Annotated in this window: 18 protein-coding genes and 1 pseudogene; 14 read left to right on the forward strand and 5 right to left on the reverse strand. The window is 66.5% G+C overall.

From position 1 onward, the window contains the following. The first annotated feature begins 165 nt into the window (after nt 1-165). Nucleotides 166-1,275, forward strand: coding sequence for a DUF262 domain-containing protein (locus AOZ49_RS31705; RefSeq protein WP_197286722.1), 1,110 nt, complete (start codon nt 166-168; stop codon nt 1,273-1,275). 26 nt (nt 1,276-1,301) lie between these two features. Beyond that, nucleotides 1,302-1,928: an MAE_28990/MAE_18760 family HEPN-like nuclease gene (locus tag AOZ49_RS32440; protein WP_156355630.1), complete on the forward strand. Its 627-nt coding sequence runs from the start codon at nt 1,302-1,304 to the stop codon at nt 1,926-1,928. A 389-nt stretch (nt 1,929-2,317) separates the two neighbouring features. On the opposite strand, the gene AOZ49_RS11290 is transcribed toward AOZ49_RS32440, so the two are convergent. Then, entirely contained in the window at nt 2,318-3,511 is a 1,194-nt protein-coding gene (locus AOZ49_RS11290; protein ID WP_054475363.1) for an acetylornithine transaminase, read from the reverse strand. 213 nt (nt 3,512-3,724) lie between these two features. Here AOZ49_RS11290 and AOZ49_RS11295 point away from each other — a divergent pair, with 213 nt between their 5' ends. Then, a complete protein-coding gene (locus AOZ49_RS11295; RefSeq protein ID WP_054475365.1) occupies nt 3,725-4,690 on the forward strand; it encodes a Bug family tripartite tricarboxylate transporter substrate binding protein in 966 nt (321 codons plus the stop codon). Between the two features lie 53 nt (nt 4,691-4,743). Here AOZ49_RS11295 and AOZ49_RS11300 read toward each other — a convergent pair whose 3' ends face one another. Beyond that, nucleotides 4,744-5,319, reverse strand: coding sequence for a TetR/AcrR family transcriptional regulator (locus AOZ49_RS11300; RefSeq protein ID WP_054475369.1), 576 nt, complete (start codon nt 5,317-5,319; stop codon nt 4,744-4,746). 553 nt (nt 5,320-5,872) lie between these two features. Here AOZ49_RS11300 and AOZ49_RS11305 point away from each other — a divergent pair. Genes AOZ49_RS11305 through AOZ49_RS11320 form a run of 4 tightly spaced genes read left to right on the forward strand, consistent with a single transcriptional unit; the run spans nt 5,873 to nt 8,725 of the window. Continuing rightward, entirely contained in the window at nt 5,873-6,655 is a 783-nt protein-coding gene (locus tag AOZ49_RS11305) for a transporter substrate-binding domain-containing protein (RefSeq protein WP_054433849.1), read from the forward strand. Nucleotides 6,656-6,685: 30 nt separating this feature from the next. Further along, on the forward strand, nt 6,686-7,354 hold the full coding sequence (locus tag AOZ49_RS11310) for an amino acid ABC transporter permease (RefSeq protein WP_054433847.1): 669 nt from the start codon (nt 6,686-6,688) through the stop codon (nt 7,352-7,354). After that, the gene (locus AOZ49_RS11315; protein WP_054475370.1) at nt 7,351-8,007 is read left to right on the forward strand and encodes an amino acid ABC transporter permease; all 657 of its coding nucleotides are present in this window, start codon (nt 7,351-7,353) and stop codon (nt 8,005-8,007) included. Before AOZ49_RS11310 ends, AOZ49_RS11315 begins: the two co-directional genes overlap by 4 nt. Beyond that, nucleotides 7,988-8,725, forward strand: a complete 738-nt coding sequence (locus AOZ49_RS11320; protein ID WP_020925708.1) for an amino acid ABC transporter ATP-binding protein — start codon at nt 7,988-7,990, stop codon at nt 8,723-8,725. Before AOZ49_RS11315 ends, AOZ49_RS11320 begins: the two co-directional genes overlap by 20 nt. A 43-nt stretch (nt 8,726-8,768) precedes the next feature. On the opposite strand, the gene AOZ49_RS11325 is transcribed toward AOZ49_RS11320, so the two are convergent. Together AOZ49_RS11325 and AOZ49_RS11330 are read right to left on the reverse strand one after the other, a co-directional pair. Next, on the reverse strand, nt 8,769-10,151 hold the full coding sequence (locus AOZ49_RS11325; RefSeq protein WP_054475372.1) for a DUF6630 family protein: 1,383 nt from the start codon (nt 10,149-10,151) through the stop codon (nt 8,769-8,771). Between the two features lie 8 nt (nt 10,152-10,159). Beyond that, complete coding sequence (locus tag AOZ49_RS11330) at nt 10,160-11,299, reverse strand: DSD1 family PLP-dependent enzyme (protein WP_054475374.1); 1,140 nt, start codon at nt 11,297-11,299, stop codon at nt 10,160-10,162. Nucleotides 11,300-11,527: 228 nt separating this feature from the next. On the opposite strand from AOZ49_RS11330, the gene AOZ49_RS11335 reads away from it, so the two are divergent. The 4 genes from AOZ49_RS11335 to gluQRS all read left to right on the forward strand — a co-directional run bounded on the left by AOZ49_RS11335 (nt 11,528) and on the right by gluQRS (nt 16,324). Beyond that, nucleotides 11,528-12,487 carry a TAXI family TRAP transporter solute-binding subunit gene (locus tag AOZ49_RS11335; RefSeq protein WP_054475376.1) on the forward strand — a complete coding sequence of 320 codons (960 nt, stop codon included), beginning with the start codon at nt 11,528-11,530 and terminating at the stop codon, nt 12,485-12,487. 133 nt (nt 12,488-12,620) lie between these two features. Continuing rightward, entirely contained in the window at nt 12,621-14,645 is a 2,025-nt protein-coding gene (locus AOZ49_RS11340; protein ID WP_054475380.1) for a TRAP transporter permease, read from the forward strand. Between the two features lie 239 nt (nt 14,646-14,884). Then, the gene (locus AOZ49_RS11345; protein WP_006392201.1) at nt 14,885-15,343 is read left to right on the forward strand and encodes a Smg family protein; all 459 of its coding nucleotides are present in this window, start codon (nt 14,885-14,887) and stop codon (nt 15,341-15,343) included. 99 nt (nt 15,344-15,442) lie between these two features. After that, on the forward strand, nt 15,443-16,324 hold the full coding sequence (gene gluQRS / locus AOZ49_RS11350; protein ID WP_054475392.1) for a tRNA glutamyl-Q(34) synthetase GluQRS: 882 nt from the start codon (nt 15,443-15,445) through the stop codon (nt 16,322-16,324). A 90-nt stretch (nt 16,325-16,414) separates the two neighbouring features. Here gluQRS and AOZ49_RS33830 read toward each other — a convergent pair. Continuing rightward, nucleotides 16,415-19,070 (reverse strand): annotated as a pseudogene (locus AOZ49_RS33830) (GDYXXLXY domain-containing protein). A gap of 62 nt (nt 19,071-19,132) precedes the next feature. On the opposite strand from AOZ49_RS33830, the gene AOZ49_RS11360 reads away from it, so the two are divergent. The 3 genes from AOZ49_RS11360 (at nt 19,133) to AOZ49_RS11370 (ending at nt 23,746) form a co-directional block, all read left to right on the forward strand. After that, entirely contained in the window at nt 19,133-21,784 is a 2,652-nt protein-coding gene (locus tag AOZ49_RS11360) for a DNA topoisomerase III (protein WP_054475381.1), read from the forward strand. 133 nt (nt 21,785-21,917) lie between these two features. Continuing rightward, nucleotides 21,918-22,976 (forward strand): ABC transporter substrate-binding protein, encoded by a 1,059-nt coding sequence (locus tag AOZ49_RS11365; protein ID WP_054433834.1) that lies wholly within the window; start codon nt 21,918-21,920, stop codon nt 22,974-22,976. After that, nucleotides 22,976-23,746, forward strand: a complete 771-nt coding sequence (locus AOZ49_RS11370) for an ABC transporter ATP-binding protein (protein ID WP_054433833.1) — start codon at nt 22,976-22,978, stop codon at nt 23,744-23,746. Before AOZ49_RS11365 ends, AOZ49_RS11370 begins: the two co-directional genes overlap by 1 nt. The last annotated feature ends 2 nt before the right edge of the window (nt 23,747-23,748 follow it).

A 23,748-nucleotide genomic window follows, 5' to 3' on the forward strand; every position in this document is an offset into this window, starting at 1 on the left:
TCCAAACCAGAGTCGGCTGGCCGCGGCAGTGTAGAACGCGGCAAGGGCAATCCGTCTAGCTCCATTTCAGCAAAGGTGAACGCGATTTATATGAGGCAGTCGCCCAGCTGAGATTACCTGTAGAATGTATTCAGACACTCTTGAACTATCTGATGGCGGGAAATCATGTCTTTGGAACAACAGATTTTAGACGCAAGTAAACAGATATCTACTGACAGCTATTCGATGTCCGTTGGTGAATTTATATCCCTGTATAAAGACGGTGAAGTCGATATTCATCCAGATTTCCAACGCTTCTTTCGGTGGACCGACTTTCAAAAGTCTCGTTTCATTGAGTCGCTGCTGCTTGGGCTTCCTGTGCCGCCTCTATTTGTTGCACAAAACGAGGGGTCTAAATGGGATTTGGTGGACGGTCTCCAGCGAGTTTCAACGATCCTCCAGCTAGTCGGGGAACTTCAGAAAAGAGATGGAACGATTGAGGCGCCGCTCACTTTGCTGGCGACTCGATACATACCGCAATTGCAGGGAAAAGTGTGGAATGCGCCTGCAGATGCACCGGAAACGGAATTGCCAAGCGAGGTCAAATTACGCATCCGTCGTGCCCGGCTCGACATCAAGATTGTATTATCGAAAAGCGATCCGGATAGTAAGTTCGAACTGTTTGATCGGTTGAACACGGGCGGTTCTGTGGCTACGGAGCAGGAAGTAAGAAACTGCATGCTGCTTATGGCAAATCGCGATTTTTTCGACCAGTTCCAACAACTGGATGCGATACAAGAATTTAAGAATTGCATGCCACTGACCGAAAAACAGTTGTCTGAGCAATATGACCTTGAGCTTATTGCTCGGTTTATCGTCTTGCGCAATATGGATGTCTCCGCACTGGCAAAAATGGACGATTTGCATTCCGTTTTGACAGAGGGCATGCTGGCGGGGGCTAAGTCGAATTCCTTTGACTGGGCGCATGAACGCGAAATTTTTTTTGAAACGTTCGCCGCTCTTTCTGCACTCAAAGGCGAGGACGTATTTCGGCGGTTTGATGCTGCGAGAAATCGGAACATTGGGCCTTTTTTGTTGGCAGCGTTCGAGATTTTCGCATTGGGATATGCCCATAATTTGGAAATCGGTCGCGCTCCTTCGACAGTAGAGGCTCTCACCGAGCGTTATGAACATATTTGGGCCGCATACGGAGACCGCATCTCCAGCACGGGAAGGAGAGCTTCATCTCGGTTGGCGGAGACCGTCGCGCTCGGTCGAGAGCATCTAGCTGTGTAATAATGAAAATTAGGACTTTAGACGACTTGGTCGCGAATATCGATTCCGAACTGGCTTGGCGACGTCGCGAATTGCATAATTTCAAGGGTGCGCTGAGTAACGGCCGGTCTTCGCTGCTTCCGCATTTCTGTCGGGCCAGTGTGTTGCTGGCTTATTCTCACTGGGAAGGCTTTGTGAAAAGCGTATGTCTTGCCTATGTGGAGTATGTTTCCCGCAAACGACTGCCTTTCCACCAGCTTTCAACAAACTTCGTGGCGCTTACTTGTATGCGCGCGCTCAAAGAGTCGGGGCAGTCTAAGTCGCTTCTTCCTTACGTTCAGCTAATCGATTTTCTTCGACTTAATGGCACGGAGACAAGTAGGGTACCGTTTAAAGATGTGATCGATACGGAATCAAATCTATCTAGCGAAGTACTGCAAAAACTATTGTTCGCGGTTGGAATACCGCTCGATGATGCGTTTATCATAAAGAAGCAGTTTATCGATCGGAATTTGCTGAAGACGCGAAACGCAATTGCTCACGGTGAACGTGAAGAGGTTCCGGAGACGCTTGCCTCCGAAATAGTTACTCAGGTCGAGTCTCTCTTACTACTATTCAAAGTCGCGGTCGAAAACGCAGCCGCTCAACGGTTGTTCCAACGCACTTTGTCTTAATTAACGGGCTTTTGGCCTTACCACCAAGTCGCACGTTGAAAGCGGCTCGAGGTTAAGCGCAGTGCCGTTCGTAGGTTTTCTATCGCCTAATGCACGGATGAAGGTAACGCTGCCAGCGGGGATATGGTCGGTGCCACGTCAGCATACTCCCGGGTGACCGGTTGCTAGGACGGCCGCCCCGCCAAATGGTACAGAAGCTTAACTCATATATCCCAGAACGCTCGTGTTGACGAGCGGCTACTTACCGGACGACAAAAATTTGATGCTGGCCGACAGCTCCTGGCCGAAGGCGGCCGTAATTCGATTTCGAGCCCAAATAAATATGATATTCATATGAAAAAACAAGGGCCGCAGAAGCAGCCCTTGTTTCACCTACGATAAAACGATGCTCAAGCCTTACGCACCTGCCCAATCAACCCATCCAACTGCGTAAGCATCGTATCGATTTCTTCAGCCGTCACATTCAACGCTGGCATAAACCGCAGCAAATTCCCCCGCGGCGCATTCAGCAGCAGCCCATTGGGCGCCAGGTTGCGCGCGGCTTCGACGATGGCGGGGCCATCATCCCGATCCATGATCAGCGCACGCAGCAGACCCATCCCACGCTCACCCTTCATGCCGTACTTGGCCGACAGAGCCAACAACCCTTCGGACAGTTGCTTGGCACGCGCATTCACCGCTTCCATGAAGCCAGGCGCAGCCAGCGCATCAAACACCGCCACCCCCACAGCCGCCATCAACGGATTCCCGTTATACGTACCACCCTGGTCCCCATGCGAGAACACGCAAACTTCCTGACGGGCCAGCAAAGCAGCCAACGGCACCCCACCACCAATCCCCTTCGCCAGCGTCATGATGTCCGGCACCACGTCGGATTGTTGGTAAGCGAACAGAGTGCCGGTACGCCCCATCCCCGTCTGCACTTCATCAACAATGAACAGCAGCTTGTGCTCATCCGCCAGCTTGCGCAGGCCTTGCATGAATTCCTTCGTCGCCGGGATGACGCCAGCTTCGCCCTGGACGGGTTCGAGCATGATCGCCACGGTCTGGTCGTCGATCAGCTTGCGCACCGATTCCAGATCATTGATCTCGGCCTTCGGGAAACCTTCCACCTGCGGCGCGAACATCTTGTCCCAGCCCGGCTTGCCGGACGCCGACATCGTGGCCAGGGTGCGGCCGTGGAAGCCGTGGTTCATGGTGATGATCTTGTAGGCGCCTTTCTTGTTGACCTGGCCCCATTTGCGCGCCAGCTTGATGGCGCCTTCGTTGGCTTCGCCGCCGCTGTTGGCGAAGAAGACGCGGTCGAAGACCGAGGCGCCGGTCAGGCGGGTGGCCAGTTCGATGGAGGGCAGGTTGTAGAACGCCGGCGACGGGTTCATCAGCAGCTTGGACTGGTCCAGCAGGGCTTTCTGCATTTCCGGGGCGCTGTGGCCCAGGGTGTTGACGGCCCAGCCCTGGACGAAGTCCAGGTATCGCTTGCCCGCGTGATCCTCCAGCCAGGACCCCTGGCCGCGCACGAACACGAGGTCCGGACGGGAGGTGATCTCCATGAGGGCGTTGACGTTGTACTGGCTGAATTCCATGGCGGTTCCTGCTGAAAGGAGAGAACAGGGGTTGAAAAAGAAGGGGAAACGCTAAATGCCGAATTTAGCACCGGCGGGGGAATGCTATCGTGACGCACCCCCAGCCGATCCGCCCCACGGCCGCCCCAAAAGGGCCGCTTGCGCGGGGCTCTCTATTTTATGCAACAGGGCCGGCGCCGGACGCCGCTCTTTGTCGCTTTTTACTGACCGATCATGACACGAATTCTTTCCAGTCTTGCCGCCGGCCTGGTGCTGGCGGCGGCCGCGACGGCCGCGCATGCCGAGTATCCCGACCGTCCCATCCGCCTGATCGTGCCGTTCCCGCCGGGGCAGGCCACCGATATCTTCGCCCGCGCGCTGGCCGAGAAGCTGGGCACCGCCGTCAAACAACCGATCGTGGTGGAGAACCGCGCCGGCGCCGGCAGCAATATCGGCATGGAGCAGGCCGCGCGCGCGACGCCGGACGGTTACACGCTGGTGATCGCGGGCTCGGCCGCGGCGGTGAACCAGACGCTGTACAAGACCATCAACTACAGCCTGACCAAGGATTTCGCGCCGGTGTCGGGGGTGTTCTCGGTGCCGCTGATGTTCCTGGCGACGCCGGCTTCGGGCATCACGTCGCTGCAGCAGCTCGTCAAGCAGGCGCGCGCCAATCCGGGCGAGCTGGCGTATGCCAGCGCCGGCATCGGCGGCACGCAGCATCTGTCGGCCGAGATGTTCAAGGCGGCGGCCAATATCGACATCCGCCATATTCCGTACAAGGGCAGCGGCGCGGCGCAGGCGGATTTCCTGGGGCACCAGGTGCCGCTGATGGTGGATTCGGTGACGGCGGGGCTGCCGCACGTGCAGAGCAAGAAGGCGGTGGCGCTGGCGGTGACGACGGCCAAGCGCCTGCCGCAGTTGCCGGACGTGCCGACGGTGGCCGAGAGCGGTTATCCGGGTTTCGAGGCGATCGGCTGGGCCTCGGTGCTGGCGCCGCGTGATACGCCGCCGGCTGTCACCCATTACCTGAGCCAGCAGATCGCCCACGTGCTGGGCACGCCGGAGATGCAGAAGTTCTTCCGCGACCGCGGCGCGGAGCCGATGCCGCTGACGCCCGAGGCCACCGGCACGTTCATCGCCGGCGAGGTGGAGAAGTGGGGCAAGGCGGTCAAGCAGTCGGGCGCGCAGGTGGACTGAGCCCTCTATAAGTACACGGCAATGCGGCGGGCGAGAGGCCCGCCGCGCTTCTTTCAGCGCCCCTTGCGGGCGCTTTTGCTTGCATGGCCCAGCGCGTCCATGGCGGACGCGACGATGTGGCCGCGCCATTCGCGCTTCATGTCCATGCGCGCGGCGGTCAGCGCCGCGATGCCGAGGCCGCAGAAGGCGGTGGTGACGCGCACCACGCGCTCCAGTTCCAGGTCAGCCATGTCGATGCCGAGCGCGGCGTACAGGGTCAGGCCGGTCTTGATCAGTTCCGGGTCGACGTCGGCGCCCTGGTCCGCCAGGCGGTTGGCCAGCGCGGACAGGCCGGGCCAGTCGTAGGTGAAGTCGACGGAGGCTTCGACCACGGCGCGATCGCGCTCGATGCCGACGGGGATGTCGGCGACGCTCTCCAGCAGGGACTGCATGTGGTCGGAGCCGGTCTTGAGGGCAGCCTCGTAGATCGCCTGCTTGCTGGGGTAGTGGTGCAGCAAGCCCGCCTTCGAGTAATTGACGGCGTCGGCGATCTGCTGCAACGAGGTGTGCGCAAAACCGTGCTTGGCGAACAGGGCCGCGGCGCGGTCGAGGATCTCGGCGTCTATTTCGGATTTGGTGGGTTTGGGCATGGTGGATTCTTCCGGTTCGGCGCATTTTGCCTGATGCCGCTTCAGAGCGCCGCGCGCGGCAGGGCCGACATGATGCCGACGAAGGGCACGATGCGCGGCGGCGGCTCGGTCAGGCACAGCCAGGCGGCGATGCCGGCGAGCAGGGCGAGGGCGGCGGCCATTCTCAGGGTTCCGAGGCGACGGTCCGAGAAAGGACGGTGCGGCCGGGACGATGACGGGCGGAAGCGGGGCAACACGGGTTCCTGGAAGTCCGGGCGGCGGGCAGGGCCGTCCGGGTGATGGATGCGGCCATATTAAACCAATTCGGTATTTTTCCAACCATTATGGTTGGTTTGTTGAATCCGCTTCGGGCCGTCCGCCACTCCCATTCCAGTGCCACGCGTGCGCCGCGACGGCGCATGCCGCACCATGCCGGTGCATCCGGCGCCGCGCTGACGGCATCCGTCCAAGGGACGGCCGAATGGCACAGAACTTGCTTTTCCAGTTTTGTATACCGAATTGGTGTGCAACGCTCGACCCCGCTCCCGGGGCGGCGCGCCCTGGAGAGTTCCTCATGAACCGTAGAACCCTGTTGCTGTCCCTCTGCACCGCCGCCGCCCTGCTGGCCGCGCCGCTCACGCATGCCGACACCCTGGACGACATCGTCAAGCGCGGCACCCTCAAGGTCGCGGTGCCGCAGGACTTCCCGCCGTTCGGCTCGGTCGGCGCCGACATGAAGCCGCTGGGCTACGACATCGACACCGCCGCGCTGATCGCCAAGCAACTGGGCGTGAAGCTGGAGCTGGTGCCGGTGACCAGCGCCAACCGCGTGCCGTACCTGCAGACCCGCAAGGTGGATCTGGTGATCTCCAGCCTGGGCAAGAATCCGGAGCGCGAGAAGGCGATCGATTTCTCCGACGCGTATGCGCCGTTCTTCAACGGCGTGTTCGGCCCGGCCGACCTGAAGGTGGCGTCGGCCGCCGACCTGGCGGGCAAGACCATCGGCGTGACGCGCGGCGCGGTCGAGGACATCGAACTGAGCAAGATCGCCCCGCCCACGGCCACGCTCAAGCGCTATGAGGACAACAACGGCACCATCACCGCCTTCCTGTCGGGCCAGGTGCCGCTGATCGCGACTGGCAACGTGGTGGCCGCCGCGATCCTGGCGCGCAACCCGCCGAAGAAGCCGGAGACCAAGTTCCTGATCAAGGATTCGCCCTGCTACATCGGCCTGAACAAGGACGAGCCGAAGCTGCGCGCCAAGGTCAACGAGATCCTGGCCAACGCCAAGCGCGACGGCTCGCTGGCGGCGATCTCGCAGAAGTGGCTGGGCGCCGGCCTGCCCAAGGACCTGTAGGGCGGGCGCGCACGCGCCGGAGCGCTTTTCATGGCTTATCAATTCGACTTCGCTTCCGTGTTCGATTACACGCCGGTGCTCATCAAGGGCATCGGCGTGACGGTCGAGCTGATCGCGTTTGGCGCGGTGGCGGGCGTGGCGCTGGGCATCGGCTGCGCCTGGGCGCGCACGCAGGGCCCGCGCTGGCTGCGCGCGCCGGTCACCGCCTATGTGGAGGCGGTGCGCAACACGCCGTTCCTGATCCAGTTGTTCTTCGTGTTCTTCGGGCTGCCGTCGCTGGGCGTGCAGTTCAGCGAGATGCAGGCGGCCTGCCTGGCGATGGCGCTGAACCTGGGCGCCTACAGCGCCGAGATCATCCGCGCCGGCATCGACGCCACGCCCAAGGGCCAGTACGAGGCCGGCGCCAGCCTGGCGATGACGCGCTGGCAGGTGTTCCGCCATGTCGTGCTGAAGCCCGCGCTGGCGCGCATCTGGCCGGCCCTGTCATCGCAGATCGTGATCGTGATGCTGGGGTCGGCGGTGTGCTCGCAGATCGCGGCCGAGGACCTGACGTTCGCGGCCAACTTCATCCAGTCGCGCAATTTCCGCGCGTTCGAGGTGTATTTCGTGACCACCGGCATCTATCTGGTGCTGGCGGTGGGGTTGCGCCAGTTGCTGCGCATGACGGGCAGGCGGTTGTTCCGCAAGGCGGCGCGATGATCGAGTTCACCACCTGGGACATTGTCCGCAACCTGCTGCTGGCGGCGCGCTGGACCGTGGTGCTGTCGCTGGTGGCGTTTGCCGGCGGCGCGCTCATGGGCATGCTGGCGCTGATGATGCGGACCTCGCGCGTGGCGCTGATGCGGCGGGTCAGCTGGGCGTATATCGAACTGTTCCAGGGCACGCCGCTGCTGATGCAGCTGTTCCTGGCGTTCTTCGGGCTGTCGCTGATCGGCGTGGAAGTGCCGCCGTGGCTGGCCGCGGGCGCGGCGCTGACGCTGTGGTCGGGCGCGTTCCTGGCCGAGATCTGGCGCGGCTGCGTGGAAGCGATTCCGAAGGGCCAGTGGGAAGCCTCGGCCAGCCTGGCGCTGGGCTATGTGCAGCAGATGCGCTACGTGGTGCTGCCGCAGGCGCTGCGCATCGCGGTGGCGCCGACCGTCGGCTTCGCGGTGCAGATCGTCAAGAGCACGGCGCTGACCTCCATCATCGGCTTTACCGAGCTGTCCAAGGCCAGCACGGTGATCACCAACGCCACCTTCAGCCCCTTCACCGTCTATGCCTGCGCCGCGCTGATCTATTTCGCGCTGTGCTGGCCCCTGTCGCGCCTCAGCCTCCGGCTGGAAAGGAAGTTGCATGCCCCTCATCGCCCTTGAAGACGTCCGCAAGAAGTTCGGCGACAACGAAGTCCTGAAAGGGGTGACGTTGCGCGTCGAGCCCGGCGAGGTGATCGCCATCATCGGCAAAAGCGGTTCCGGCAAGAGCACGCTGCTGCGCTGCGTGAACGGGCTGGAGCAGATCGACAGCGGCGCCATCATGGTGGCGGACGCGCAGCTGGGCGACGACGAGCTGCGGCTGCGCGCGCTGCGGCTGAAGGTGGGCATGATCTTCCAGCAGTTCAACCTGTTCCCGCACCTGACGGTGGGGCGCAACGTGATGCTGTCGCCGATGGTGGCCAAGCGCATGCCGCAGGACCAGGCCGCCGACCTGGCGCGGGCGATGCTGACGCGGGTGGGGCTGGAGCACAAGTTCGACGCCTGGCCCGAGGAATTGTCGGGCGGCCAGCAGCAGCGCGTGGCGATCGCGCGCGCGTTGGCGATGCAGCCGCTGGCGCTGTTGTGCGACGAGATCACGTCGGCGCTGGACCCGGAGCTGGTCAACGAGGTGCTGGCGGTGGTGCGCGAGCTGGCCGCCGACGGCATGACGCTGCTGATGGTGACGCACGAGATGCGCTTTGCGCGCGAGGTATGCGACCGCGTGGTCTTCATGCACCAGGGCCGCGTGCACGAGATCGGGCCGCCGGAGGAACTGTTCACGGCGCCGGCGACGCCGGAGCTGCGGCAGTTCCTGGGGATGACGGATCTGGCCGGATAGGGCGCGTGGATCCTGGCGGCGGCCATGGCCCGGCCGCCGAGGGTCAAGCGGCTGACAGCCGGCCCAACAATGCGTCGAAACGGCCCAGGCGGACATGACGCAGCTGTCCGCCCACCACCACCTCGCCATCCGGCAAAATCCATGCGCGCTGGATGCCGCTGTCCAGGTCGAGCGCGCCGTGGCGGATGCGCAGGACCTGGCCGGAATCGGGATGCCACAGCTGGCCCAGGTCCAGGCTGCGATGCGGCGCGTGCCAGTGGCCCAGCAGCAGCCAGCCTTGCGGCAGGGACTGCAGGATCATGCCGCCGGCGGGCATCTGTTGGGGCGCATGGCGGCTGACGGCAAGGGCGTCCAGGTCCGCGTGGCAAAGCGCATCGTCTTCGAGCCAGGCGATGGCGCCGTTGCCGCAGGCGACGGGATGCGAAAGATCCCCCGATGCCGAGTCGGCAGGGCCCAATGCCAGGGGATGCAACTGGCCATCGCGCCACCGCAGCAGCTGGCCACGGCACAGCACGCAGGCGCGGCCATCGGGCGTCTGGATCACCGCCGAGCGGTCGCTGACGGGGCGACGTTGCGGCGGCGCGGTGTACAGCAGCGCCGGCTCGATGGCGGCCGCTTCGTCCAGCGTGGCAAAGCCCCGGTACACGAACGCCATGCCGCGATCCACCAGCAGCAGATCATCGCCCGCGAAGCCCAGGCTGAATTCGGGCGTGCGGCGCTGCGCCTGCGCCGCGCGCGGTGGCAGCGCGAGGCCGGGACGGTCGAGCGGCGCGGCCTCGACCCGGGGCGCGCGCAGCAGGTGCGCATAGGGCGTGCTGGCGATGCCGTCGGGGCCCTGTTCAATCCAGGCATGGACGCCGTTGGCGGCGACGGCCGACGCCAGCAGGCCGCGATGCGGCTGGAACTTGCCGCCGACCTCGCGCAAGGCCGGCCAATCATGCAGGTCCACCAGTTCCGGCGCCGCCGTGTCACGGTTGACCACGCCGGCCCAGCCCGGCGCCAGCGGCACGCACTGCGCCATGTCCAGGTAGTCGCCGGGTTGGGCCAGCGGACCGGAAGCGGGGCGGGGCAGCGTGGCCGGGGCGTCCTGCGCCGCGCCATCCTGCCGATGCCGCACCACCTGCCGGCCTTGCGCGGCCAGCCGCGCCAGCGCGTCGCCGGCATCGGCCCGCGGCACAATCAGCAGGTGGATGGCGTCGTCGTCTTCGTCCTGCCCGATCAACGCCAGTCCCAACGCCTCCAGTTCCTGGCCCAACAGCGGCAGAAAGTCGTCGGCGCGGTCATCGCGCAACGCGGCGCGCAGCGCGTCCAGCCGCGCAGAGGCCAGGACCGGGTAGCGCGCCGCATACGCCTGCCGCAACCCGTCCAGCAGTTCCGGCAGCGGCGTCTTCCAGTCGAAGGACAACGGTTCCATCGCGCTCGGCATGACCGGTTTCAGCGCGAGAAGCCGCGCGCCGAGATCTCCCAGATGTCCCGCACGATGCCGTCGCGATAGACCACCAGCCCATCATGCAGGTTGAAGGTCGGATCGACGTGCGACGGCACCAGCAGCAGCGTGTCGCCCAGCGCGGGCGCCGGCGCGCCAGCCGCCACGCGCACCACGCCGTGTTCGTCGTTGATGGCGGCGTATTGCAGGCCCTGGGCGCCGTGGATCGCGGGCGGGCCGCATTCGGCGGTGGTGGACTTCAGGCCGGCGTCGAGGATGACGCGATCGGGCGCCGGCGTGCTCATCACGGTGGACAGCACGAACAGGCTGTTCTGGAACGCCAGCGGGCCGTCCCATTCGTTGGCGCCGTAGTCGCCGTCCATGAAGGCGTAGGAACCGGCCTGCAGTTCGGTGTAGACGCCGCTGGCGGCATCGAACTCGACGCTGCCGGTGCCGCCGCCGGTGATGATGTCGCAGGCGATGCCGCTTTCACGCAGCAGCAATTGATACGACGCGGCGATGCGCGCGGCCTGGCGGCAGACGGCGGCGCGTTCCTCGCGGGTGCGGAAATGCTGCACCGAGCCGTGATAGGCCTGCAGGCCGACGAAGTTCACGCCCGGCAGCGCGCGCGCCTGCTGCGCCAGCGCCAGCACGGTGGCGTCGTCGGACACGCCGCAGCGGCCCTGGCCCACGTCCACTTCCACCAGCACGTCGATCTCGGCGCCGGCCGCGGCCATGGCCTGCGAGATCTGCACCAGGTTGGCGGCGTTGTCGACGCAGACGCTGAGCTTGGCGGCGCGCGCCAACTGGCCCAAGAGGCGCAGCTTGGCCGGGCCGACCACTTCGTTGCTGATGTGGATGTCGGTGATGCCGGCGGCCACGAAGGGCACGGCCTCGCTGACCTTCTGGCAACAGATGCCGCGCGCGCCCAGCGCCAGCTGGCGGCGAGCGATCTCGGGACATTTGTGGGCCTTGGCGTGGGGCCGCAGCGCGACCTCGTGGCGGTCGGCCCAGGCCTGCATGGTGCGCAGGTTGGCCTCGAACGCGGCCAGGTCCAGCACCAGGCTGGGCGTGTCGACGCTGGCCAGGGGATCGCCGGCCTGCGCGGGCGGGGGCAGCGCAATGCCGCGTATGACTTCCTGGGACATCTGGAGACTCCGTTGTCTGCACTGCGAGGAAAGCGGCGACCCCCTGGTAAACCATAGCCCTGCAAGCATTGGCGCGGGGGTGCGGCCATGCCAGAATTTCACCACAAATAAAGCCCCGCGCCATGCGCCCGCACAACGGGCCGATCCGATACCGAGCGGGAGCCGAGGCCGCGAAACGGCCCAGCAGCGTCAAAGCATGCCCCTTATCTATTCCCTGGAGAAGCCCGCATGAAAACGAGAAGCTGGATCACCACCCTGGCAATGGCGTTGTCCCTGGCGGCCGCGGCCGGTACGGCGCAGGCGCAGCAGTTCTTCCGCATCGGCACCGGCGGCACCGCCGGCACCTACTACCCCGTCGGCGGCATCATCGGCAACGCCGTGTCGCAGCCCGGCAAGCTGATCGCCACCGCGGTCGCCTCCAATGGCTCGGTCGCCAACATCAACGGCATCATGGGCGGTTCGTTCGAGGCCGGTTTCACGCAATCGGACGTGGCGTTCTGGGCCTACAGCGGCACCGGCACGTTCGAAGGCAAGCCCAAGGCGCAGGACCTGCGGCTGATTTCCACGCTGTATCCGGAAAGCATCCACCTGGTGACGCGCAAGGGCACCGGCATCAAGGGCGTGGCCGACCTGAAGGGCAAGCGCGTGTCGATGGACGAGCCGGGCTCGGGCACGCTGGTCGACGTGCGCCTGATCCTGGGCGCCTACGGCATGACCGACAAGGACATCAAGGCCGAATACCTCAAGCCCAACCAGGCCGGCGACAAGCTCAAGGACGGCGGGCTGGACGCGTTCTTCTTCGTCGGCGGCGCCCCCGCCGGCGCCATCGCCGAGCTGGCCTCCACCGGCAATATCGAGCTGGTGCCGCTGGTCGGCCCGGAGATCGACGCGCTGCGCGCCAAGCAGGAGTTCTTCACGCCCGACGTGATCGCCGCCAACACCTACCAGAACCTGCCCGAGGTCAAGACCATCTCGGTCAACGCGCAGATGGTGACGTCGGCCAAGATCCCCGAGCAGACGGTGTATGAGGTGACCAAGGCACTGTACAGCGACGCCACCCGCAAGACGCTGGACGCGGGCCATGCCAAGGGCAAGCTCATCACCAAGGAAAACGCGGTCAAGGGCGCGGGCATTCCGTTCCATCCGGGCGCCGAGAAGTTCTACAAGGAAGTCGGCCTGCTGAAGTAGGCCCGCCGCCGCGGACCCGCTGACGTCGGCCTGCCGCGCCGGCGTCGGTCCGCAAGCATCCGCGCGCGCCGTCGCGTGGCAGGGGCAGGGCCGTCCGGCCCTGCCCGCCGTGTTCTTGCCGAGATTCCTGGCCATGGAAATTGACCACCAGAAGACCCAGCAGCTGGCGGAAAAGTACGATTCCGAAATCCGCTTCCGCCCGCTGCACAAGACCGCCACGTGGCTCGTGTCCGGCCTGCTCGTCGCGCTGTCGCTGTTCCACTACTACACCGCCGGCTTCGGCCTGTTGCGCGAGGCCACGCATCGCGGCGTGCACCTGGCGTTCGTGCTGAGCCTGATCTTCCTGGTGTTCGGCTTTTCCAAGTCGCACTATCAGCGCGAGCCGAAGTCCACCTGGTATGCGCCGGGCGGCGTGCCGCTGTACGACTGGATCATCGCCATCGCGCTGGCGCTGTCGGTGCTGTACATCCCCTACATCTTCGAGGACCTGGCGTTCCGCGTCGGCAATCCGATGCCGATGGACGTCTTCATGGGCTCGATCCTGCTGATCGGGCTGCTGGAGGCGACGCGCCGCGCCATGGGCTGGCCGCTGCCCATCATCGCGCTGGTGTTCATGGCCTATGCGATGTTCGGGCCGTATTTCCCCGGGCTGCTCAAGCACGCGGGCAACACCTGGCCGCAGATCGTCAACCACATGTACCTGACCAGCCAGGGCGTCTACGGCGTGGCGGTGGGGGTGGTGGCGACCTACGTGTTCCACTTCGTGCTGTTCGGCGTGCTGGCCACGCGCATCGGCCTGGGCCAGCTGTTCCTGGACGTGGCCTCGACGGTCGCCGGGCGCTACGCCGGCGGGCCCGCCAAGGTGTCGGTGTTCGGCTCGGCCATGTTCGGCATGCTGTCGGGGTCGTCGGTGGCCAACGCCGTCACGGTCGGGTCTCTGACCATCCCGGCGATGATCCGCATCGGCTATCCGCGCCATTTCGCGGCGGGGGTGGAGGCGGCCAGCAGCACCGGCGGCCAGATCACGCCGCCGATCATGGGCGCGGCGGCGTTCCTGATGATCGAGTTCCTGGGCATTCCGTACCAGCAGATCGCGATCGCCGGCATCTTCCCGGCCTTCCTGTATTTCTTCGGCATGTTCATGCAGGTGCACTTCGAGGCCAAGCGCGAGGGCCTGCGCGGGCTGACCGAGGCCGAGATGCCGAAGCTGAAGCAGTCGTTCAAGATGCGCTGGCCGACGCTGATCCCGCTGTTCCTGCTGATCGGCGTGCTGGCCAGCGGCCGCACCCCGTACCTGGCGGCGTTCGCCGGCATCACCGGCTGCATCATCGTCGGCCTGCTCAATCCGTTCCAGCGGCTGCGCTGGCGCGATCTGTACGAGGCCTTCGAGACCGGCGCCAAGTACGCGCTGGCGGTGGGCGCGGCGGCGGGCACGGTGGGCATCGTGATCGGCGTGGTGACGCTGACGGGCGTGGGCTTCAAGATCTCGTACATCGTGATCGCGGCCTCGCAGGCGCTGGCCGCCGGCGCGGCCGCGGTGATTCCGGACAGCATCGCCAACATGCAGTCGCTGACGCTGATCGCCGCGCTCATCATGACGGGCATCGTGTGCATCCTGATGGGCTGCGGCGTGCCGACCACCGCCAACTACCTGATCATGGTGGCGGTGGCCGCGCCGACGCTGGTGCAGCTGGGGGTGCAGCCGATCGCGGCGCACTTCTTCGTGTTCTATTTCGGCATCCTGGCCGACATCACGCCGCCGGTGGCGCTGGCGGCCTACGCGGCGGCGGGCATGGCGGGCAGCGATCCGTTCAAGACCGGCAACACCGCGTTCCGGCTGGGCATCACCAAGCTGATCGTGCCGTTCGTGTTCGTGTTCTCGCCGTCGCTGCTGATCTCGGTGCAGGGCTTCACCTGGTACGACTTCTTCGTGACCCTGTTCGGCTGCATGGTGGGGCTGGTGCTGCTGTCGGCGGCGTTCTCGCGCTACATGCTGGTGGGGATGAAAAGCTGGGAACGCTGGCTGTGCACGCTGGGCGCGCTGCTGACCATCCTGCCGGGCCTGGCCAGCGGGCTGATCGGGCTGGCCATCTGCATCCCGGTGTTCATCCGCCAGCTGGCGCAGCTGAAGCTGGAAACGGCGCCGAAAACCGCCTGATTCGTAGGGGTATTAAAGAGGGGCGGACCCTGGAAGTCCGCCCCTGGCAGATCGCGCAACCCCTTATTCTGTCAGCCTTTCCGCGCGGTTTTCATGACTGTCGCAAGGCCACTACGCCCCGCCGCCCCCGGCCTTTTCGGCGGTTGCCCGGGCAAATAAATCAGCGTAAAGTAAAATTCATGTTTGCTGGTCTGCCGATATGCGGGCCGACTGTGCAAACAGGCACAAGACTGCGCCATATGTTCGATATCCTGGTTTACCTGTACGAGAATTACTACACGCCGCAAGCCTGTCCCGCCGCCGATGTCCTGGCGAAACGGCTGGCCGCCGCCGGGTTCGAGCACGAAGACATCGACGATGCGTTAGGCTGGCTCTACGGGCTGGCTGAAACCACCGAACGCTGTGTCGACCTCGCCCAGGCGCCCACCAGCGGCACCCGGATCTACACCGATAACGAATACCAGCAACTGGGTTCCGAATCCATCGGCTTCATCGCCTTCCTGGAATCGGCCGGCGTGCTGCCCGCGCCCTTGCGCGAGATCGTCATCGACCGGGGCCTGGCTTCGCCGGAATCGCCCGTGCCGCTCTCCAAGATCAAGATCATCGCCCTCATGGTTCTCTGGAGCCAGGAAGCCGAGATCGACAATCTGGTCCTGGAAGAGCTGCTGGACGAAGACGGCGTGCGCTTGCTGCACTGACGGCGCCGGCTCCGGCCGACGTCCGTTTCCCCACGACCCGCGCGCGTCAGGCGCGCGGCGCCGCTTCGCCGTAACCCCATTGTTTTGCCGCGCCATCCCGTGACCTACACCGGCCGCTTCGCCCCCAGCCCCAGCGGCCCGCTGCACGCGGGTTCGCTCGTGGCCGCGCTGGCCAGCTGGCTGGATGCGCGCGCCAACGACGGCCGCTGGCTGCTGCGCATCGAGGACGTGGACACGCCGCGCACCGTGCCCGGCGCAGCCGAACACATCATGGGCCAGCTCGAATCGCTGGGCCTGCACTGGGACGGCGAGATCCTGTGGCAATCGCGCCGCGGCGACGTCTACCAGGCGGCCTTCGACGCCCTGGCCGCGCGCGGCCTGGTCTATGGCTGCGGCTGCACCCGCCGCGAGATCGCCGACTCGGCGCTGCGCGGCCAGACGGCGCCGGGCGCCGATGGCGAACGCCCGTACCCCGGCACCTGCCGCCACGGCCTGCCGCCCGGCCGCGAGGCGCGCGCCTGGCGCGTGATCATGCCGGCAGGCGTGGAACGCTTCGAGGACCGCTGGCTGGGACCGCAGGAACAGGACGTGGCGCAGGCAGTGGGCGACATCGCGGTCAAGCGCGCCGACGGCCTGTGGGCCTATCAATTGGCGGTGGTGGTGGACGATGGCGCGCAGGGCGTGACCGACGTGGTGCGCGGCGCCGACCTGCTCAGCTCGACCGCGCGCCAGCGCGTACTGGGCCGGCTGCTGGACCTGCCGCCGGTGCGCTACCTGCACGTGCCGCTGATCCTGGACCCCGCCAACGGCCTGAAACTGTCCAAGCAGAACGGCGCCCCGGCCATCGACACGGCGGCGCCCCTGGCGTCGCTGCAGGGCGCCTGGCGCGCCCTGGGCTTCGCGCCGCTGCCCGCCGCCGACCCCGGCGCATTCCTGCGCGAGGCGACAGCGCGCTGGGCGACGCGCTTTCCGCTGGCCTGAAGCGGCCCCAAGGCTGGCGCGATCACGCAGCGCCGCCCGTCCCGATCCGAGCTTGTCGGGACGGCCGCCGCCGGCGGCCCGCCCGCGCCATCACAGCGGCTGCAGATCCTCGCCCAGCATCCGCACCAGCAGGGCCTCGCCGTTCTCGGCCACGCGCAACTCGCCAAACTTGGCGACTTCATAGCGGCTGGCCTGGCCTTCGGGGAAGAAATAGGCGTTGGTGACGATGCGCACGCCGTTGTCGCGGACGCGGTAGCGCAGCGGCACCTCGTTGTCGGCGTGCGGACGGGCGTCGGGCTGGATGCGCACCGGCTGCGACACGCCGCGCGCGTCGGCCGTCAGCAGCACGTAGCCGTCGGGCTCGTAGCCCATGATAGAGTCGTCGGCGCCCTGGCGCTCGCCGCCCAGCCGCATGCGGGTGACCTCGCGCCCGGCGGCGAAGTTGAGCGCCATGTAATCGCCCTGCATCAGCGAGCGCGGGTCGACCGGCGCCAGCTCCAGGATCACCACCTTGCCGTTGGCCAGCAGCTTCTCGCGCTGCCAGATGCCACCGTTGGCCACGCCCAGGACCAGCACCAGGCCCCCCAGGATCGCCAGGGTGCGCCAGCGCAGGGCCGGCGAGATCGGCGGCAGGGGCGCGCGGCGCGACGGCGCCTGGGTGCGCATCAGGCGCGGCACCAGCCACACCAGCCCCCGCAGCACGAACAGCAGCACGGCGCCGCCGCCCAGCCACAGGGCCTTTTCCAGCAATGGCACGTCCAGCTGGTAGTAATAGACGCCCAGGTAGATCAGCAGGCTGAAGACGCCGAACAGCGCCACCCGCGGCTGGTTCAGGCCGAAGCCCAGCAGCAGCCAGGCCAGCGCGAAGCCGACACCGGGGCTGGGCAGCCAGAACAGCGCCAGCAGCAGGGCGATGGGCACGCCCCACAGCACGCCGGCCGTCAGCACGCGGCGCCGCGGCCACAGCACCGCCAGCGCCGAGGCGGCCGGCAGCACCGCCCCCCGCGCCCACCAGCAGCGCGGTCTGCGGGTTCAGCTGCCACATGGCCGGCAGCTGCATGATCGACAGGCCGCTGGCCAGCCAGACCATGCCCTGCACCGACAGCAGGAAGGCCCAGGCCAGCGGCTGCAGCGCGTGGCCGCGCTTGCCGCCCAGGCGCTGGCCCAGGGTCAGGATCACCGCCGTGGCCCAGGCGCCGGTCACCGCGATCGGCAGCCAGACGAAGGCGGCGCGGGCCATGTCGAAGTACAGCAGGGCGTCGAGTATGTCGTCGCGCAGCAGCTCGGGCGCCAGGACGCGCCAGATCAGGCCGGCGCCGGCCATCGCGATCAGGCCGCCGCTCAGGAAGCGCAGGATCACGTCGGGCCCCAGCGCGTAGACCGCCGTGGCCATCAGCAACACGAACAGGCAGGCGCTGGCGAACGAGGTCGACTCGGACATGCCGTAGATGATGAGGATCTGGCCGGCGAACGCCATGGCGGTGCCGCACTGGCGCCAGAACGGGCCGGTGTCGCTGCGCAGCACGGCCACGCCGGCGGCGCACAGCACCAGGCCGGCCACCAGCGCGCCTTCCTCTGAATTGATCATGCCGGAGAAGGCCACGAACGCCAGCAGCAGCAGCGTCGACAGCCAGGCGCTGAGCGCCAGGATGCATTGCACGTACCAGGGCGGCTCGGTGTGCGGCACGGCGGGCGGCGCCAGTTGCGCCACCGGTTTGCCGGCCTCGCCGGGATCGACCGCGTTGCCGGCCGAGGCGGCGGCGGGCTCGGCATCGGCCGGGGCCGCGACGGCCGCCTGCGGCCCCGCGGCCAGGCCGCGCAGCCAGCGCGCCGCCCAGACAGCCTCGGCCATCAGCAGCGCCGCCAGCGGCAGGGCCGCCCAGATGCCGGGTTCCAGCCGCAGCAGCCATTCGCCTACTATCCGCAGCGACACGCAGATGACGCCGGCCACCAGCATCGCCAGGATGACCAGGTCGCGGCGGCCGCGCTGGTAATAGAAGCCCAGGCCCAACGTCACCGCGATCCAGGCCAGGCTGTTGACGGAACCCAGGCCGCGCGACATGGCGTCGCCGATCACCAGCACCGTCACCATCGGGCCGAACGCCAGCGCCGTCACCAGCGGGCTGATGACCAGCGCCGCCAGGACCCGCGGGCCGATCAGCGTGCTGGCGCGCCAGCGGCGCGCCGCCAGTTCCCAGCCCAGCAGCAGGATCAGGTTCCAGGCGGCCATGATCAGGCTGGCGACCTGCGGGCCGCCCAGCAACAGCCACCAGTTGAACGCCCGTTCACCCAGCCACAGGGCCAGGGCGACGTTGCTGACCACCACCCACGGCAGCCAGACCGCCTGGCTGGTCGCCACCAGCGCCCAGGGCAGCAGCAGGACCGCCCACCAGGCGAACAATTCCCAGGTATCGGCGCCAGTCTGGTAAGTTTGGCCTAATAACGCGAGCAGGGCGCCGAGCAGGATGCCGGCCAGGGCCAGCAGCGCGCCGGGGATGCTGCGGCGCACCCCCGGGGTGGCGCGCAGGCGCAATCCGGCCCACGCCGCCGCCAGCGCGCTGAGGGCCAAAAGGCCCTGCGTGCCGGCGAAGCGTTGGATTTTGGTCATGTCCTGCCAGTTCGCCGCGACCCAGCAGATGGCGGCGCTGCCGAGCAGCAAAACCCCTAGCCAAAGGGTGCTGCGGGCCAGGAATTGGCGCCATGCGTGCAGTTCGGATCCCACTTGCCGTTCAGTGCCGACTTGCATCTCGCGAATCTCCGATCTTATTATCCGCGCTACTAAGGCGGGTCTGCCGCCACTGGATACACATGAATAAAACGCTGATTATTGCCGAGAAGCCCTCGGTGGCCCTTGATATATCACGCGCCTTGGGAGGCTTTGCGCGCGAGGGCGACTATTTTGAAAGCGAACGTTACGTACTCGCGTCCAGCATTGGCCATTTGCTGAGCTTGGTCGCGCCCAACGATCCGGTCAAGGGAAAGTGGAGCTTCACGCACCTGCCCGTAATTCCGCCTGAATTCGAACTGGGCCCGACCGACAAGAAATCGGCCGAACGCCTCAAGCTGCTGGTGCGCCTGGCCAAGCGCAAGGACGTCGATGCCATCATCAACGCCTGTGACGCTGGGCGCGAGGGCGAACTGATCTTCCGCTACATCATCCAGTACGCCGGGGTGAAGAAGCCGATCCAGCGCCTGTGGCTGCAATCCATGACGCAGGCCGCCATCCGCGAGGCCTTCGCCAACCTGCGCGACGACGTCCAGCTCAAGCCGCTGGAGGCCGCCGCCCGCTCGCGCGCCGAGGCCGACTGGCTGGTGGGCATCAACGGCACGCGCGCCATGACCGCCTTCAACAGCAAGGACGGCGGCTTCTTCAAGACGCCGGTGGGCCGGGTGCAGACCCCCACGCTGGCGATCGTGGCCGAGCGCGAAGAGCGCATCCGCCGCTTCGTCTCGCGCGATTACTGGGAAGTGCGCGCCACCTTCGTGGCGGCCGCCGGCCTGTATGAAGGCCGCTGGATCGACCCGGACTTCAAGAAGGACGAGCGCGACCCCGAGAAGCGCGAGTCGCGCCTGTGGTCGCAGGCCGCCGCCCAGAGCGTGGTGGCCGCCTGCCGCGCCCAGCCGGGCAGCGTGACCGAGGAATCCAAGCCGTCGACCCAGATGTCGCCGGCCCTGTACGACCTGACCTCGCTGCAGCGCGAGGCCAACGGCCGCTTCGGCTTTTCGGCCAAGACCACCCTGGCCCTGGCCCAGACCCTGTACGAACGCCACAAGGCGCTGACCTACCCGCGTACCGATTCGCGCTACCTGCCCGAGGACTACATCGGCACGGCGCAGGAAACCATGCGCGCGCTGGCCAAGGGCGGCTCCAACGCCGTCGGCGGGCTGTCGCGCCATGCCGACACCGTGGTCAGCCAGCACTGGGTCAAGCCGAACCGCCGCATCTTCGACAACAAGAAGGTGTCGGATCACTTTGCCATCATCCCGACGCTGCAGATCCCGCACGACCTGAGCGAGGCCGAGGCCAAGCTCTACGACCTGGTGCTCAAGCGCTTCCTGGCCGTGTTCTTCCCGGCCGCCGAATACCGCGTCACCACCCGCATGACCGAGGTGCAGGGGCATCGCTTCCGCACCGACGGCAAGGTGCTGGTCAACCCGGGCTGGCTGGCCGTGTACGGCAAGGAAGCGCAGGGCGAGGACGCCAACCTGGTGCCGGTGGGCGACGGTGAAACCGTGCGCACCGAGGAAGTCGAAGCCGTGGGCCTGGCCACCAAGCCGCCGGCGCGCTTCAACGAAGGCACGCTGCTGTCGGCCATGGAAGGCGCCGGCAAGCTGGTGGACGACGAGGAACTGCGCGAGGCCATGTCCGAGCGCGGCCTGGGCACGCCGGCCACCCGCGCGGCCATCATCGAAGGCCTGCTCAACGAGGTCTACCTGCGCCGCGAGGGCCGCGACCTGGTGCCGACCGCCAAGGCGCGCCAGCTGATGACGCTGCTGTCGGGCCTGGACGTGTCGGAACTGACTTCGCCCGAGCTGACCGGCGAATGGGAACACAAGCTCAAGCAGATCGAGCAGGGCGCGCTGGACCGCCAGGCCTTCATGCGCGAGATCGCCCAGATGACGCAGGTCATCGTCAAGCGCGCCAAGGAATACGAGCGCGACACGGTGCCCGGCGACTACGCCACGCTGCAGACGCCGTGCCCCAAGTGCGGCGGGGTGGTCAAGGAAAACTACCGCCGTTTCGCCTGCACCAACTGCGACTTCTCGATCGGCAAGCACCCGGGCGGCCGCACCTTCGAGCTGCCGGAAGTCGAGGAACTGCTGGCCAAGCGCGAGATCGGTCCGCTGCAGGGCTTCATCAGCAAGATGGGCCGGCCGTTCGCCGCCATCCTGCGCATCAGCGACGAGTACAAGCTGGAATTCGACTTCGGCCAGAACGACGAGGACGACAGCGAGGCGGTGGATTTCTCCGGCCACACGCCGGTGGGCAACTGCCCCAAGTGCCAGTCGCGCGTGTTCGAGCACGGCATGAGCTATGTCTGCGAGAAGTCGGTCGGCCCTGAAAAGAGCTGCGACTTCCGCTCCGGCAAGGTCATCCTGCAACAGGAAATCTCGCGCGAGCAGATGGAAAAGCTGCTGACCGACGGCCGCACCGACCTGCTCGACGGCTTCGTCTCCAGCCGCACCAACCGCAAGTTCAAGGCCTTCCTGGTGCGTCAGCCCGACGGCAAGATCGGCTTCGAGTTCGAACCGCGTCCGGAGAAACCCGGCCGCGGCCGCGCCCCGGCCAAGACCGCCGCCACCGCCACCAAGACGGCGGCGAAGAAGGCGCCGGCCAAGAAGGCCGCGGTGAAGAAGACCGCCACGAAAACGGCCACCAAGACGGCAACCAAAACGGCGACCAAGACCGCCGCCAAGAAGGCCGTGAAGAAGGCCGCGCCCAAGAAGACCGCGGCATAGACCGCCACGGTCTACACTTGCGTGGCACGACGAGAACGCCCGGGCAACCGGGCGTTTTCCATTGTTGGACGGCAGGCGCCGCTGCGGTATTGTTGACGCCAAACAACCACACCCGATCGAGACCGAGGAAGACATGAGCACGAGCCCCCACTTCACCACCCGCCGCCGTGTGCTGGCCGCAACCGGGGCGCTCGCCGGCGTCACCCTGATCGGCGGCCGCGTCGCCTTCGCCCAGCCCAAGCTGGGCCGCGTGGTCTACGGGCAGGGCAGCATCGACCCGTTCTTCGCGGCCGGCTATGTGGCGCTCAAGAAGGGCTATTTCGGCGAAGGGGGCCTGGAGGTCGAGTACCTGAATTCGCAGAGCGGCCCGCGCACCAACCAGCTGCTGGCGGCCGGCCAGATCGCCTTCGGCGCCACCGCGGCCACCGCCGCGCCGGCCCTGACGCTGGCCGGCAAGCCGGCCACGCTGGTGTTCGGCTTCGACCGCAAGCTGACCTACGCCAACGTCATCGTGCGGCGCGAAGACTTCGAGAGCGGCAAGATCAAGTCGCTCAAGGACCTGGCCGGCAAGCGCGTGGGCGCGACCCAGCCGCAGTCCAGCACCTGGCTGATGGCGCTGTACCTGATGCAGAAGGCCGGCGTGGCCGACAAGGTCGATATCCGCCCCCTGGGCGACCTGGCCACCATGCTCGGCGCGCTCAAGACCGGCTCGGTGGCCGCCAGCATGGCCACCATGTCGATGATGGAACAGGCCCGGCAGGAAGGCTGGGGCGTGCCGATCTTCGACGCCACCACCGAGGCCTCGTGGAACGAGTTCATGGGCGGCGACGTGCCGGGCATCGCCGCGCTGACGCTGCAGGACACCATCCAGAAGCGGCCGGAGACGGTGCAGGCCTTCGTCACGGGCCTGGTGCGGGCGCAGGACTTCATCACCGCCCACAGCGCCGCCGAGATCGCCGACGTGATCTACGACGATTATCTGAACGCCTTCCCGCGCGCCGCCATCGAGAAGACGCTGGGCGTGTACAAGGAAACCGTGTTCCTGAAGGACAACCTGATTTCCCAGGACGCCTACGACCGCATGACCGCGATCATGGGCGACGGCCGCCAGTTCTCGAACGACGAGATCAAGACCGTGCCGTACGCCAAGTGCGTCGACATGAGCTTCGTGCGCAAAGCGCGAGGCCTGTGATGATCACGCTGGACCGGGTTGGCAAGGCCTACCAGACGCGCCAGGGCACCACCCACGCGGTGGGCGAGGTCAGCCTGGAGATCGCGGCGGGCGAGTTCGTGTCGATCGTCGGCCCCTCGGGCTGCGGCAAGAGCACGCTGCTGAACATGATCGCCGGCTTCCTGCCGCCCACCACCGGCCAGATCCGGGTCGACGGCCAGGTGGTCGACGGCCAGGTGCCGCCGGCGCTGGGCTACATCTTCCAGAAGGACACGCTGCTGCCCTGGTTCAGCGTCAGGAAGAACGTGGCGCTGGGCCTGAAGTTCCAGGGCGTGCCGGCCGCGCGCATCGCCAGCCGGGTGGCCGAGCTGCTGGAGCTGGGCCACCTGACGGCCTTCGCCGACGCCTTTCCGCACCAGTTGTCGGGCGGCATGCGGCGGCGCGTGGCGCTGCTGATGAGCCTGGCGGTGGAGCCGCGCATCCTGCTGCTGGACGAGCCGTTCGGCGCGCTCGATACGCACACCAAGACCCACCTGCACCGCGAGCTGATGGAAATCTGGCGCAAGCTGGGCCAGACCGTGGTGCTGGTCACGCACGACCTGGACGAGGCCATCCTGCTGTCGGATCGCGTGGTGGTGCTGTCCGGCCCGCCCAGCCGCGTGCTGCTGGACGAGCGCATCGCCATCCCGCATCCGCGCGACGTCTTCACCCTGCGCGAGACGCCGCAGTTCGTCACCCACGTGCAAAGCCTCTGGAGCGTGCTGGGCCAGCAGTTCCGCGCCGCCGCCTGATT

This window comes from Achromobacter sp. 2789STDY5608615, from assembly GCF_001298995.1.
In the GTDB taxonomy this organism is placed as follows: Bacteria; Pseudomonadota; Gammaproteobacteria; order Burkholderiales; family Burkholderiaceae_B; genus Achromobacter; species Achromobacter insuavis.